Below are 14,628 nucleotides of genomic sequence, written 5' to 3' on the forward strand. Positions count from 1 at the left end.
CTGGACCGCCTCGCCGGATTCAGGGCCTGTGCCGCACGAAGGCGAGGTACGCGAACGCCTCGCCGTCGCGGGGTGCCCGGGACCAGGACCGCGTGGTGAAAGTGGGGAGCTTGCCTTGGGTCAGTGCGAAGCATGGGAGGGAGAGCCCGAGTTCGGTGTGCAGTGTCTGCAACAACCGTGTTTCGCAGTCTGGTTCGGTGTCTCCTGGCTGGAACAGCCGTGCGGGGTCCAGGGCCTTGGGTATCGCGCCGGAGCGGTCGATCTCCGCACCCCGCACGGTGAACGCGTAGAGCTCCACGCCCTGTTCGGCCACCGACAGGTGAAACGCGGCCGGGTGGCCTTGAGGGGACGAGGACTTGGGGTCGCGCCAGACCACCACCGCGCGGCGGAAGGAAGATGCGGCCGCTGCCGGGGAGAGCAGCCTGTTGTTCAGGTGGTGGTGGGAGTGGCCGTCGAAGGCGAAGGCCCATCCTTCGGCGGTGCGGCCGGCGGCGACCACGGCTCGGTCCTCCCAGAGTTCCACCCCGTCCCGCTCGTGCGGCTTGGGGGCCCGCCAGGATGCCCTGCGCGGATCGGTGGGCGCGCCCAGTTCAGCGCCTTCCTCGCCGATCAGCGTGGGCAGGCGTGCGGGGTCGACGTCCTGGACCCAGACGCAGCGGTATCCGTCGAACCCTTGTCCGTTCGCGGCAGGCTCTGTGAGCCAGGCGAGGCCCGGCGGGTCGAGATCGGGCACCGGCTCGGGTGCAACTCCCTTGTGCCCGCCCCGTGGTGTGGCCAGCATCTCCCGCCCTCGCTCCGGGGTGATCAGCAGGCCCAGGACCGGATCGGCGAGCAGGCCGACGGGCGCGATGAGCAGGGGCCCGGGAGGCTCCCATTGCGGGAGCGCGTCCCGCAGCACCCGCCACGCGGCGTCGGTCGCTCCCCAGCGGGCCGATTCCCGGGCCTCGGTGACGGCCCGGCCCCATGGGCCGCCGGGTGCGTATCGATGGGTGCCGTCCCGCATGGAGCTCAGCGCAGCCTCGGCGCTCTTCCGGTCGACACCGCGGGCTGTCATCATCCCCAGCCAATAGTCGTCCCCGCCCGGTCGCCCGTCCCCGCGACGTGCCGTTACGGCCTCCAGCGGCAGAAGCTCGGAGCGGTAGCTCGCGTCGGCCACCAGGTTGCCGTAACCCGGGGTGGTGCGCGGGTCCAGCAGCTGCCGAAGCTGGTTCAGCAGGACGGCGCTGCCCGGCCGCCCGTAGGACGCTGCCTCCGCGAGCAGGTCCAGGGCTTCCTCGTACCGTCCGCGCAGGGCCAGCAGGCGGGCCTCGTCGACATGGGCGTCCTGGGCGCGCGTGGTCGCGTTGACGAAGTCGGCGCGCTCCGCCCGGTCGGCATGGAAGCCGCGGTACATGGCCTCCATATATGCGCGGAACGACGGGTAACGGGCCGGCAGTTCACCGCTCCAGCCCTTGTAGACGTAGAGCGCCCACTCGCCGTCCTGGGCGCAGTCGCCCGGGTCCAGCAGGGCGTACGACGCGTCGGAGTCCGAATCCAGCCGCAGGGCCCGCTGCCACATGCCGGTCAGCAGGACGTCCTCGTGGCACGGGTCGTCGCCCAGGTTCTCCTCGTACAGCGAGGTCATGTCGTACGGATCCCGGAACCAGTGGATGTCCGCCGCACCACCGAGCTGATAGATCCCGGCCGTCTGGTCGACGTGCCAACCGTCGCTCACGGCCAGGAACTTGCGGTAGGAGGGCGGCAGCCGCCGGCCCAGCCGCTCCTCGGCCGCGGCGATGGCCGCCTCGTCCGCCCCGGGCCTGTCCGGAGGGACGGCGGTCTGCCCGTCGTCCAATTCCTCGCCCGCGCGTGGAACCCATTCCTCCTGCCAGCGTCTTAACAGTGTGTGCCAGTCGAATGATCCTCTGCTCATGATCGGATGGTCTCAGCCGGCACTGACAACGAGGTTCCGGGACGCCGTCCGGTCGGCGGTGAGCTGGGCCTTCGGGCTGCCGGTGACGGCGGCATGCCTCGATGGCCGCACTCTACGACATGTAGTAGGTTAAGTCGTACGGGACGTAGCAGATCCGGTGGTGGCCGTCCGCACTCCTGTCCCGCTCGTACGACAAGGGACGGCCCTGACGAAGTCACTCAGCAACGGAGACGGAAGAAGACACGTGCCCATCAAGGTGAGCGTCGTGATCCCGGTCTACAACCCGGGCTCATACATCGAGGACTGCATCGCGTCTCTACTGCGTCAGAGCCTGCCCGGTGACGAGTACGAAGCGATCTTCGTCGACGACGGCTCCACCGACGAGACACCCGAGCGGCTGGACCGGCTCGCTGCCGAGCACCCCCACATGCATGTCATTCACCAGGAGGGGTCCGGCTGGTCCGGCAAGCCGCGCAACGTCGGCATGGCGGCTGCCAAGGGTGAGTTCATCCAGTTCGTGGACAACGACGACTGGCTGGGCGACGAAGCCCTTGAACGTATGTACGACTACGGCGTGGAGCACAACGCCGACGTGATCGTGGGCAAGATGGTCGGCAAGGGCCGCCCGGTCCCGCGGGAGCTGTTCCGCAAGAACCGCCCGCACGCGAGCGTCGAGAACGCCCCGCTGATCGACAGCCTCACCCCGCACAAGATGTTCCGCAAGGCGTTCCTGGACAAGTACGACCTCCGCTACATGGAGGGGCGCCGCCGTCTGGAGGACCACGTCTTCGTCACCGAGGCCTACCTGCGGGCCGAGAACGTCTCCGTTCTCAGTGACTACCTGTGCTACTACCACGTCAAGCGCGAGGATGCCTCGAACGCGGGCTTCCAGCGATTCGAACCGGTCGGCTACTTCAAGAACCTGCGTGAAGCCCTCGACGTGGTGGAGGAGCTCACCGAGCCCGGTCCGCTGCGCGACCGGCTCTTCCGCCGCTGGTTGCGCAACGAGATGGTGGAGAGGATGCGCGGGCAACGGCTGCTCAAGCTGCCCGCCGACTACCGCCGGGAGCTGTTCGACGAGATCCACAAGGTGGTCGTCGAACGCTTCGGACCCGGAGTCGCGGCCGGTCTGCAGACCACGCAGCGGATCGTCGCCGACCTGATCGCGGCCGGCCGGCTGGCCGACCTCGAGGAGTTCGCCCGGTGGGAGTCGGGGATCAAGGCCTCCGGCGTCCTCGAGAACCTCGGCTGGCAGAGCGGCAGGCTGACGATCGGCTTCACCGCCGAGTACAAGTCCGGCGGCGAGCCCGTCACCTTCCGAGCCGACGGCGAGAAGGACCTACTCGTCCCGCCGTTGCCGCGAACCAGCCTGGACGCGATCGCCCGGCTCGGCGCGGACACCTCCGCCCCGCTGGCCAAGTCCAAGGTGGACGTCGTCGTGCGTGAGCGCGTGACGGCCGCGGAGTTCTTCCAGCCCGTCGAGTTCACCCGGGAGAAGCTCGCCGTGAAGGGGCGGCCGGGATACTTCCGGCACGTGCTGCGCGCCACCGCACGGATCGACCCGCTGTCGGCGGCGAACGGCGTAGGACTGGATGCGGGCATCTGGGACGTCTTCGTCCGCATCACCGCCTGTGGCTGGACCAAGGACACCCGGCTCGGTTCCGTACGCGGCGAGGAGGCCGGCCGCGAGCGCCGCGCCGCCGTCGTCGGCTCCCCGGCCCACCTGGTCCTGCCGTACTGGACCGACCCGCACGGCAACCTCTCGCTCGACGTCGACGGGCACACCGACAGGATCCCGTACGAGTTCGCCGCTCTCACCCCCGCCGACGTCACCGTGGCAACCGACCCCGACCGCCTCACCGTCGCCCTGCCGCTCCACGTCCAGGGCGAGAGCGAGGCGACCCTGAAGCTGACGAACGTCGCGACCGGCCGTTCGACCCGCGTCTCCGCCGCACTGACCGCCCGCGTGACCGGAGAGGCCGAGCTGAGCGCCGCTCTTCCGCTCGGTGAGCCGGCCGGCGGTCAGTGGCAGCTGGAGCTGATCCTGCCGCCGTCCGGAGCCGGCGAGCCGGTGGCACTCCCGCTGGCCCTCGATGTCCCGGCGAGTGGTGGTGCGGTGGTCAGGCACCTCGCTGCCGTGGCCGCCGACCTGGCGGCCAAGGACCCCGGGCGGCGCAGGCCCGCCTCTCGCCGCGCGGGGCTGACGTTCCTGCGCCGCGCGGCCGGCAGGCTTCGCCGGGCCCTGAAGAAGTAACCGACACCACGCGAGCAAGGATCAATACGTGCGACCACTGGGCATCGAGGGCGCTTGGGTACTGGAACCCAAGGTCTTCCCCGACGACCGCGGCAGCTTCCACGAGTGGTTCCGCGGCGCCGAGTTCCGCGAGGCGACCGGCCAGGACCTCAACCTGGTCCAGGCCAACTGCTCCGTCTCCAAGCGGGGCACCCTGCGCGGCATCCATTTCGCCGACGTTCCGCCGAGCCAGGCCAAGTACGTCAAGTGTGTGCGCGGCGCGGTCATCGACGTCATCGTCGACATCCGCCTCGGCTCACCGACGTACAAGCGGTGGGAGGCGGTCCGGCTCGACGACCAGAGTCATCACGCCGTCTACCTGTCCGAGGGTCTCGGCCACGCCTTCTTCGCCCTGACCGACGACGCGACGGTCGTCTACCTCTGTACCGAGGGTTACGCCCCCGAGCGTGAGCACGGTATTGACCCGCTGGACCCGGACCTCGCCATCGAGTGGCCGGCCGGCATCGATCCGCTGTTGTCCCCGAAGGACGAGCAGGCGCCGACGCTGGCAGAGGCGGAGGCGCAGGGACTGCTCCCCGCGTATGAGGACTGCGTCACATACCGCAGGACGCTCCGCGTCGAGTGACGGCTGCTCAGGTGTACGACCGGCCCTTCCGATGACACACGGAAGGGCCGAGGTCTTTGTCCCATTAGCGTTTCTTGGGGAACGTGGAAGGGCCCGTAGCCCTCCTCCTGGGTGTCGGAAAGACCACGGGCAAGGAAACCGGGGATTGAGTGGCATGGGCTTGACCAGCGAGACGACCGTGTACGTGATGGCGGCGGTGTCCGTCATTTGTGTGGCGCTGCTGGTCTGGGTCTGGCCACGGCTCGCCAGGCAGGGTCTGTGGCAGGTGCTCGGACGGCTGGCGGCCGTCGGAGTGACCCAGGTGACGATCATCGCGGCCTTCGCCTGCTGGCTGAACTCGTCGTACCAGTTCTTCGGATCGTGGGGCGAGCTCTTCGGCAACGTCGACACCGCTCCCGTCGGCGTCACGCAGGCGGCAGGTCAGAACGGCGACGGGGCACTGACCGGCGTCTCCGTGAAGGGCGCCTTGATACAGCCCTCCGGCGACGGGCGATTGAGCAAGGTCAGTGGACTGCCCACCGGCCCCGCTGCGGTGAACGGGCGGGTCGAGTCGGTGAAGGTCATCGGCCGTCGCACCGGTGTTGTAGACCCGGCCTACGTCTACCTGCCGCCGCAGTACTTCCAGAAGGCGTACCACCGGCAGCGCTTCCCGGTGATCGTCACGCTCAGCGGCTACCCGGGCAGCATCTTCAATCTCGCGCAGTACCTGCGGGTGTCGCAGACCGCCGGCGAGCTGCAGAAGAGCGGCCAGATGCAGCCGACCATCATGGTGATGATCCGGCCGACGATCGCTCCGCCGCGCGACACCGAGTGTGTGAACGTCCCGGGCGGACCGCAGACCGAGACCTTCCTGGCGAAGGACCTCCCGCAGGCTCTGAAGTCGGTCTACCGGGTGGGCCACGACGCCAGTTCCTGGGGTGTCATGGGCTACTCCTCCGGCGGCAGCTGTGCCCTGCAGCTGACGATGCGCAACCCCCACGTGTACACGACGGCCGGTGCCCTCTCGCCCGACTACAAGGTCAAGGACGACCCCACGACCGGCAATCTCTTCGGCAGCGGACTGGGCCGGGTCAACCGGGTCAACGGGCACGACCTGATGTGGCGGCTGAAGCACCTTCCCGTGCCCCAGGTCTCCGTCCTGGTCGCCGACAGCAAGCACGGCGAGCGGGGATACGCGCAGACCCTGGCGTTCATCAAGGCCGTCAAAGCGCCCATGCGCGTCGTGTCGATCCTGCCCGACCAAGGCAGCCACAACTTCCCCACCTGGGTACGGGAGATGCCCGCCACCCTGAAGTGGATGAACCAGCAGCTGACCTTCCCCCAGGACGTCGTACCGCGGCACCTCACCAAGCCGGGCCACACCACGGTGCGTGCCTCGGGCGCCGAGCCCTCGAAGCCTGCCACCAGGCGCAGGTGACACACGGCCGCGCGGACGATCGTCCAGCCGATCGTGCTGTTCGACTGGCTTGGTTGGAGCCGCCGCGCCGACACGGCGGCTCCAACCCCGATCCTCCGGGCGCGTTGACGGTGGGTACTCCCGCGTCTCGCAGGAGCGGAGGATCGTGCGCGAGGAAGAGGGGAGGGGAGCCTCGTTCCTCGCGTCGGCGGTGGCCACCGCACCTGGTGGGGCGGCCGGTCCCATGGCAATTCCTGCTCCCGAGGGTCACTCGGCAGCCGACGTTCAGAAGCGACGTTCCTCGACGGTACTCCGCATCCGACCGCTCGGCTCCTCTCGCGTCGGGGTGAATCCGCGGCCCTGTTGTCACAGTGCCAACAGGGGCGGGACGGAGGGTTGTTGAGGGCGCGGAGCGCCCGCTGCGCGCAGAGCTGAGTGCGCTCGCACGCGAAAAGGTGGGCCACCCCGGGAGGTGGCCCACCTGGCGACGCCGGTTCAGCAAGTGGCGTCGTCTACCGGTGCGTCAGTGGCGGTTTCCGCCGCGGTGGTGGCGGCCCCAGGAGGCGTCGTCGACGAAGCGGCCGTGGTCGTTCCGCAGGGTCGCGGTGTCGGCACGGTGGTCCCACACGTACGCGCGCCGGTCCTGGTAGAGGTCGGTCCTGGTGTCGCGGCCCATGCCGGTGTGCACACGGACGGTGGAGCGGCCGTCCAGGCGGTAGTGGTGGAAGGTGTAGGTGTGGCCCTCCTTGTCCGCGAGGGTCCAGCCGTCGAGGTTCACCGTCCGGCGGGTGTTGTTGGTGATCCCCACCCACTCCTTGTTCAGGGAGCGGTTGGAGCGGGTTTCCCGACCGGGGGAGACGTGCTGCACGTCGCTGATGACGACCTCGGAGTGCCGGCGGTCGGGGTTGTGGTCGGCGGCCGTGGCCGGCAGCGCGACTGTGCCCACGATGCCGGCGGCGATGGCAGCGGCGGCGGTCAGACGACGGACGGAAGAAGAAGCGGACACAAGGTCCTCCTTCATGAGGTGCGCACACCCCAGCCCGGTGCGGCATCGAAACCGCAGGCCGGTGGGGTGCGTTGTGCTGAGCGTGGGCCGGTCGGCCGCACCACTGCATCGTGCAACTTGTGCACGCGATGTGTGGGGGAATTGCGAAGGGCATTACAGATTTCACAGGTTTCTGTAACTCTTGGATGTATTGCCCATTTATTAGCTGAATGCACGATGTTGACGAAGTGTCAGGTGCATATTCCTTGGCAATACTGGTGCGTCACATCATCGCGCCAGCTTCCGCCACCCCACCCCGATGAGGGCGTTCACCCGAAAGTGAGTAACAGGCCGGGGCCCGCCGTGCGAGTGAGTGGTGGCCCGAGTCGCCAGGGCTGGAGCGGGGCGTAGTCAGGAAGCGTTCAGGTAACCGCTGGCACGGTCGTGCCTCATGACCTACGAACTGTCCGACACGCCGGAAGCCTCACTGGACGCGAATGGCCCCGCGCGGCACGCACGCCGCCTGGGCTGGAACAAGGTGCCCGAGGTCACCGTCTACTTCTGGATCATCAAGGTCCTGTGCACGACGGTCGGCGAGACCGCGGCCGACCTGCTCAACGAGAAAGCCGGACTCGGCCTGACCGGCGTCTCGGCGCTGATGAGCGCTCTGCTGGCCGCCGTGCTGGTGGTCCAGTTCCGCACCGCGACCTACCGCGCGGGCGTGTACTGGCCGGCCGTCGCCCTGATCAGCGTCGTCGGCACCCTGATCAGCGACAACCTGACCGACAACATGGGGGTGCCGCTGGAGACCAGTACCACGGTGTTCGCGATCGTCCTCGCGGTCGTGTTCGTCGTCTGGTACCGGCGGGAGCGGACCCTGTCCATCCACAGCATCGACACCAGGAGCCGGGAGTCCTTCTACTGGCTCGCCGTGCTGTTCACCTTCGCCCTGGGCACCGCGGCCGGCGACCTGGTCTCCGAGCGGATGGACCTGGGCTACTGGCTGTCGGCCGTCCTCTTCGCCCTGGCCATCGCGGCCGTGGGGGTCGCCCACTTCGCCCTCGGCCTGGACGCGGTGTGGAGCTTCTGGATCGCCTACATCCTCACCCGCCCCCTGGGCGCCTCGATCGGCGACTATCTCTCCCAGCCGACCGGCGACGGCGGCCTCGGCTGCGGCACCGTCGTCACCAGCGTGCTGTTCCTGGCGGTCATCCTCGGCCTGGTGGTCTACCTGTCGATCACTCGCAAGGACGTCGCGGACCGCGCGAGCGTGACCCGGCAGACGGCCTGAACGGCGGCGCTGCATCCCCCTGGTCACGGGGCGTTTGTTCGGCGGCTCCGGAAGTCATGGCACCACGGCTTCCGGAGCCGCCGTCCCCCGCATGGATGGTGTGAGCCGGCCTCGAAACGACCTCAGGGGCCGGAGAGTTCGGTCAGGCGTCAGGTGTGACGCGGTCGAACCGTCGCGGCACGGCTCAGCTGACCCGCACGTAGTCGGTCTTTCGGTCTGCGTTGCTGGACAAGGTGGGGACCTGCCTGAGTGGTGGTGTTGTCGGTCAGTGATCCCGCAGGCCGCCTCCTGCCGGGAACTCCCGTTCTCACTCGTACGGGCACGAGGACGGCGCCGCCGCGAGGACGCAGCGGCGTAAAAACCGGTCCATGCGGTCCGACATGGCTCCTCCTGCGGGGATGCAGTGGGTGTGATGCGCCTCCTCGCGTGGGCAATTTCATGTTAGTGTCGTTAATATGAAATCGGCAAGGCCCTACACCATGCGGGCCAGGGCGGCCAGCGCGGAGAGCACCCGCAGCCGCGTACTCGAGGCCGCGGTACAGCAGTTGAAGGGGCGGCTTCGGTCGGACATCCGACTCAACGACGTGGCCTCGCAGGCCGACGTCACCGTGCAGACGGTCCTGCGGCTGTTCGGCAGCAAGGCGGAGCTGTTCCGCCGCGCCCTGGACGCAGTCCTCCAGGAGATGCGCGACGATCTCGATCAGGCCGAGCCGGGCAACGTGACCGACGCCGTGCGCACTTGGTTCGACCACTACGAGCAGTTCGGTGACGTCGTGATCGCCAACCTCGCGGACGAACACGACCCGGCCGTGGCGCCGGTGGTCCGCATCGGACGGGAGCGGCACCGGGAACGGGTCGAGACGGTGCTCGAGCCACAGCTGCGCCGCTTCGCCGCCGGCGAGCGCGAACGGGTCGTAAACGCCCTGGTGTGCATGAGCGACGTCTACACCTGGAAGCTCCTGCGCCGGGACATGCAACGGCCGCGGCACGAAGCCGAAGCCACGCTCGAAATGATGATCAACTCAGTGCTGGGGGACAGCTGAGATGGCACGCTTCGTGTTCGTCACCTGGGACGGCGCAGGCAACCAGACACCCGCGGTCGGCCTTGCGGCAGCCCTGGTGGGCCGCGGGCACGAGGTCACCTTCGCCGGGTACGACGGGCAACGAGAGCGGTTCACCTCGCTCGGCCACGACTTCCGGACGCTCAACCACGCCCAACAGCTTTGGCCCGCAATGCCACCGCCGGACTGGATGCCGGTCCTGGTCGACGTCGTCTGGGCCTGCCGACAGCACCTGCGGGACCTCCCCGACCTGCTGGCCGCCGAGCACTACGACGCGATGGTGATCGACTGCCTGATGTTCGCCGCACTGGCGGCGGCCGAACGGGAGTCGGTGCCCACCGCGGTCCTCCTGCACAGCACCCCGAACGCACTCCTGCCACCGGACGGCGGCTTGGACCGACTCGCCCTCGCCGGCGTCAACGAAGCCCGGACCGACGCCGGCCTGCCCGCCGTCCGGGCGCTCCGGGACACCTGGCGGCCTTTCCCCGTGCTGTGCGCCAGCTCTCCCGACCTCGACCCGCCCCTACGCCATGCGCCCCCGGCGCTCGAGTACGTCGGACCGGTCTTCGAGCCACGCCGCGGCGCGCCCTGGACCCAGCCCTGGCCGACCCAGGACGAGCGCCCGCTGGTGCTGGTGAGCTTCTCCACCGGCCAGGCATGGGATCAGACATCACGGATCAGCCGGACGCTCGCCGCCCTGCCCGCCGCCCGCCACCGCGTGCTGGTCACCACGGGGTTGGCCGACGTCGGCCAGGTGCCGGCGCAGGGGGATGCCGTCCTCGTACCGTTCGTTGCACACGCCGACGTACTGCCGCACGCATCCGTCACGGTCACTCACGCCGGTCACGGCACCGTCGCCGCCTCTCTTGCACACGGCGTGCCTCTCGTCGCCCTGCCCAACCCGGCGGCCGACCAACCGGCACTGGCCGAACAGATCGAACGCCTCGGCGTAGGGATCGCCCTCGACGGCGAGACCGCGACGCCCGAGGACATCGCCGACGCGGTCCACACCCTGCTCGACGACGACTCGTACGCCGCCAACGCCCGCAAGCTTGCCCACACCATCGGCGCGCTGCCGGGACCGAGCGGCGCGGCAGCACTGCTCGAACGCATCGCGCACTCCCCCTGAGTGCCGCCGAGGGCGACTACCCGTCACATCTCGCGGGCCGTAGGCCACTTGAGTCTTCTGCTACGGCCGCGCGTGACTGCTCGCGCCGCCAGGTAAACGGCATGCCAAGAGGTTCTCGGGGGTGAACCTCGGTATCAGAAAGTTCTGTTGGCCTCGTTGACACGCCACAAGCTCAGGCGTTTCACTCAACTCTCGTGCATGGCAACGTTGTCAGGCCGCTCGGGCGACCGGCACCGTTGCCTGTCGTCGGCGTGCGCCGTTGATCGGCACGCCGGCTGTTCATGTGCGAAGTGGGAAACGCTGCGGAGGCAACCGATGGTCAGACCCCGACGTTCAGCCGAGCCACGTAACCGCAAGAGATTCCGTCAACGCCTGGCCGTGGTGTCGGTCCTGGGCATCGCCGTGCTTCCGCTCCCCGCGATCGGAGGCGCCCACGCCGCGAGCGCCGCGGCACCGGCCTTTGTCAAGGACCCCGCGTCCCTGGTCAACCCCCTGATCGGTACCTCCGGTGCGGTGGACACCTTCCCCGGCCCCGACATGCCGGCCGGCATGGTCCAGTGGGGTCCCGACACGACGCCCGACCGTCCCTCGGGCGGCGGTTACGAATACGACGACAAGAAGCTCTCCGGCTTCAGCCTCACCCACGTCTCGGGTCCCGGCTGCGGCGTCGCCGGCGACCTGCCCATCCTGCCGGTCACCGGCGCGCTGTCCGGCAGCCTCGGCGGCACATCCGTCGGCTTCAGCCACGACGACGAGAAGGCGGGCATCGGCTCCTACAAGGTGACCGACGCCAACGGGGTCACGACCCAGCTGACCGACACCACCCGTGCCGGCCTGGGCGCCTTCACCTTCCCCACGGGCCGGCAGGCGAACCTGCTGTTCAAGCTCAGCGGTGGCGCCACCCAAGTGGACGGCACCCGTGTCCAGGTGGTGAACAAGAAGGAGATCAGCGGCTCGATCGACAGCGGTCACTTCTGCGGCGCGAGCAACAGGTACACGCTGCACTTCGACATCAAGTTCGACCAGCCGTTCACCGCGAGCGGCACCTGGGTCGGCAGCACCATCAACCCGAGCGCGACCTCGCTGAAGGCGGGCAAGGTCCGGCAGAACCTGCAGACGCACCCGTCGAAACCGCTCAAGGAAAAGCACTTCACCGTTCCCGCGGCGCCGTCACCGACCGTGCACGGCACCAGCGGTGGCACGCACTCCGGCAGTCCGTCCCCGGCACCGAGCGCAAGCAGCACACCCGGGACGTCCGCGGGCAAGACCGCGGCGAGCAGCGCGGCCGAGCCCCCCACCACGGGCGCGAACGGGATGTACCTGACCTTCGACACCTCCGCCAACCCGACGGTGCGCGCCAAGGTCGGCGTCTCGTACACGAGTGACGCGGGCGCCGCGCTCAATCTCTCCCGCGAGATCAAGAACTGGAATCTCGACGCCGTCGGCCAGGCCAACCACGACGCCTGGAACGCGGTGCTGAACAAGGTCCAGGTCGGCGGCGGCTCCGTGGACCAGCAGGTGCAGTTCTACACCGCGCTCTACCACGCGCTGCTGCATCCGAACGTCTTCTCGGACGCCGACGGCCAGTACATGGGCATGGACAACCAGGTCCACAAGCTGGCCAAGGGGCAACAGGCCCAGTACGCCAACTACTCGGGCTGGGACACCTATCGCTCGCAGACCCAGCTGATGGCGATGGTGGAGCCCAAGGTCACCAGCGACGTCGTCACCTCGATGCTCAACGGGTACGACCAGACGGGTCTGCTGCCCAAGTGGGCCTCGAACAACGGCGAGAGCTACGTGATGGTCGGTGACCCGGGGGCCGGCATCATCGCCGACGCGTACGCCTTCGGCGCCCGCAGCTTCGACAGCGGCAAGGCTCTCGCCGCCCTGCAGCACGAGGCCACCGTCCCGAACAACGACCGCCCCGGCGAGTCGGTGCGGGACGCCAAGGGCTACCTCCCGCTGGACGAGAACGACTACGGCTGCTGCAACTTCTACGGGCCGGTCTCCACCCAACTGGAGTACGACTCCGCGGACTACGCCATCGCCGCCTTCGCGAAGTCCCTGGGCAAGACGTCCGTCTACACGAAGTTCGCCACCCGCGCACAGGACTGGATGAACGTCTTCAACCCGCAGACCGGCTACATGCAGGGCAAGAACAAGAACGGCCAGTTCACGGGCGGTTTCACTCCGGGCACCTCCAACGGCTTCGTGGAGGGCACGTCGGCCCAGTACACACCGATGGTCCCGTTCAACCTGCAACAGCTCATCCAGGCACGGGGCGGCACGAAGGCGTACTCGTCCTACCTGGACAGCCTGCTGGACAACGTTGCCCACCCCGGCGGCACCGATGCCGACCTGAGCAACGAGCCCAGCGTCGAGATCCCCTGGGAGTACGCCTACACGGGCGAGCCGTGGAAGACCCAGGCAGCGGTACGCGACGCCCAGCAGAAGCTCTACTTCAACGCCCCGGTCGGCTCCTTCGGCAACGACGACCTCGGCGCGATGAGCTCCTGGTACGTCTGGTCCGAGCTCGGCATGTACCCCGAGACCCCGGGCGCGGACACCCTGGTGCTCGGCAGCCCGGCGTTCCCGGTGGCCAAGGTGACCCCCGGCAGCGGCAAGGCGGTACAGATCAAGGCGCCGCAGGCCGCGCCCGACGCGCCGTACGTGCAGTCGCTCGACGTCAAGGGCAAGGCGTGGAAGACCTCCTGGCTGACGTACCAGCAGTTCGCGGGTGCGGGCACGCTCGACTTCACGCTCGGCACCCAGCCCAACACCTCATGGGCGTCCGGCCCGTCCGCGGCGCCGCCGTCGGACACCACGGGTGGTGACCGGGTGCTGGCGGCGACCGGTCCCACCAGCGACGGCCTCGTCCTGCAACCCGGCGACTCCGGTGACGGCACCCTGAAGCTGACCAACCTCGGCAGCAGGTCCGTCACGGCCGACTGGAAGGCGACCGCACCCTCCGGCGTCACGCTCGACACGTCGTCCGGTTCGCTGACGGTGGCCGCCTCGGGCAGCGCCGAGACGAAGGTCCATGTGACGGCGGGCTCGAACGAAGGAACCTTCCCGGTCACCTTCGCCCTCACCGACCACACGACCGGTGCGGCGCTGGCCGGCGCGACGCTCCGCGTGGCCGTCGCCAAGGCGGGCGCGCTGTGGCCGTACGACACCAACGAGGGCATCTTCCCCGACGGCGCCACCTTCTCGTCCGGCTTCGACGGCGGCGGCTGGGCGTACTCGCAGAACGCCCTGTCGGCGGCAGGCGTCACGAGCGGCTCCACCGTCACGGCCGACGGCATCTCCTACGCCTGGCCGACGGTGACGTCCGGTCAGCCCGACAACCTGGAGATGGCCGGCCAGACCATCCCCATGCCGGCCGGCACGTCCGGTGCGTCGCTGGGCCTGCTGGGCGCGGCGGCCAACGCGCCGACCGACGGCAGCGGGGTCTCGGGCACGGTGACCGTCACCTACACCGACGGCACCACCTCCAAGGCGACCGTGGGCTTCTCGGACTGGACCCTGGGCGGCGGAGGGAGCAAGCCGCTTCCGGATGACACGACGGCTGTCACGACGGCCTACCGCAACACCGCGAGCGGAAGCCGGGACGGCGTGAAGACCTATGTCTTCGCCACGAAGGTCCCCCTCGACGCCTCCAAGCAGGTCGCGTCGATCACCCTCCCGGTCACCGGCTCCACCGGCACCGGCCACCTGTTCGCCTACGGCTTCGGCCACTGACGCACGCCACGCACCAACACCGGCGGGGGGGGGGGGGGGGGGGGGGGCCCCCCCCCGCCCCCCCCCCGGGGGGGGGGGGGGGGGGGGGGGGGGGGGCGGCGGGGGGGGGGGGGGGGGGGGGGGGGGGGGGGGGGGGGGCGGCCGGGCGGCGGGGGGGGGGGGGGCCCCGCCCCCCCCGCGGGGAGCGGAGCGAGCCGCCTTGAACCAGTAGAGAAAGTTGTAACTCAGTCG

At 69.3% G+C, this 14,628-nt stretch carries 9 protein-coding genes; 7 read left to right on the plus strand and 2 right to left on the minus strand.

Annotated elements, in window-relative coordinates:
* Positions 1 to 19: 19 nt before the first annotated feature.
* A complete protein-coding gene (locus tag ACGFYN_RS44675; RefSeq protein WP_393871739.1) occupies positions 20 to 1,912 on the minus strand; it encodes an SMI1/KNR4 family protein in 1,893 nt (630 codons plus the stop codon).
* Positions 1,913 to 2,156: 244 nt separating this feature from the next.
* Here ACGFYN_RS44675 and ACGFYN_RS44680 point away from each other — a divergent pair, with 244 nt between their 5' ends.
* The 3 genes from ACGFYN_RS44680 (at position 2,157) to ACGFYN_RS44690 (ending at position 6,208) form a co-directional block, all read left to right on the plus strand.
* Positions 2,157 to 4,166, plus strand: coding sequence for a glycosyltransferase (locus ACGFYN_RS44680; protein WP_393871740.1), 2,010 nt, complete (start codon positions 2,157 to 2,159; stop codon positions 4,164 to 4,166).
* Positions 4,167 to 4,194: 28 nt separating this feature from the next.
* The gene (gene rfbC / locus ACGFYN_RS44685; RefSeq protein ID WP_393871741.1) at positions 4,195 to 4,791 is read left to right on the plus strand and encodes a dTDP-4-dehydrorhamnose 3,5-epimerase; all 597 of its coding nucleotides are present in this window, start codon (positions 4,195 to 4,197) and stop codon (positions 4,789 to 4,791) included.
* 154 nt (positions 4,792 to 4,945) lie between these two features.
* Entirely contained in the window at positions 4,946 to 6,208 is a 1,263-nt protein-coding gene (locus tag ACGFYN_RS44690) for an alpha/beta hydrolase (protein WP_393871742.1), read from the plus strand.
* Between the two features lie 502 nt (positions 6,209 to 6,710).
* On the opposite strand, the gene ACGFYN_RS44695 is transcribed toward ACGFYN_RS44690, so the two are convergent.
* Positions 6,711 to 7,193 carry a lamin tail domain-containing protein gene (locus ACGFYN_RS44695; protein WP_393871743.1) on the minus strand — a complete coding sequence of 161 codons (483 nt, stop codon included), beginning with the start codon at positions 7,191 to 7,193 and terminating at the stop codon, positions 6,711 to 6,713.
* A 430-nt stretch (positions 7,194 to 7,623) separates the two neighbouring features.
* On the opposite strand from ACGFYN_RS44695, the gene ACGFYN_RS44700 reads away from it, so the two are divergent.
* The 4 genes from ACGFYN_RS44700 (at position 7,624) to ACGFYN_RS44715 (ending at position 14,397) form a co-directional block, all read left to right on the plus strand.
* Positions 7,624 to 8,463: a hypothetical protein gene (locus ACGFYN_RS44700; RefSeq protein WP_393871744.1), complete on the plus strand. Its 840-nt coding sequence runs from the start codon at positions 7,624 to 7,626 to the stop codon at positions 8,461 to 8,463.
* Between the two features lie 455 nt (positions 8,464 to 8,918).
* A complete protein-coding gene (locus tag ACGFYN_RS44705) occupies positions 8,919 to 9,506 on the plus strand; it encodes a TetR/AcrR family transcriptional regulator (protein ID WP_393871745.1) in 588 nt (195 codons plus the stop codon).
* 1 nt (position 9,507) lies between these two features.
* Complete coding sequence (locus tag ACGFYN_RS44710; RefSeq protein ID WP_393871746.1) at positions 9,508 to 10,653, plus strand: glycosyltransferase; 1,146 nt, start codon at positions 9,508 to 9,510, stop codon at positions 10,651 to 10,653.
* A gap of 378 nt (positions 10,654 to 11,031) precedes the next feature.
* Complete coding sequence (locus ACGFYN_RS44715; RefSeq protein ID WP_393871747.1) at positions 11,032 to 14,397, plus strand: lectin; 3,366 nt, start codon at positions 11,032 to 11,034, stop codon at positions 14,395 to 14,397.
* Positions 14,398 to 14,628 lie beyond the last annotated feature (231 nt).

This window comes from Streptomyces sp. NPDC048419, assembly GCF_043200415.1.
Lineage (GTDB): Bacteria > Actinomycetota > Actinomycetes > Streptomycetales > Streptomycetaceae > Streptomyces.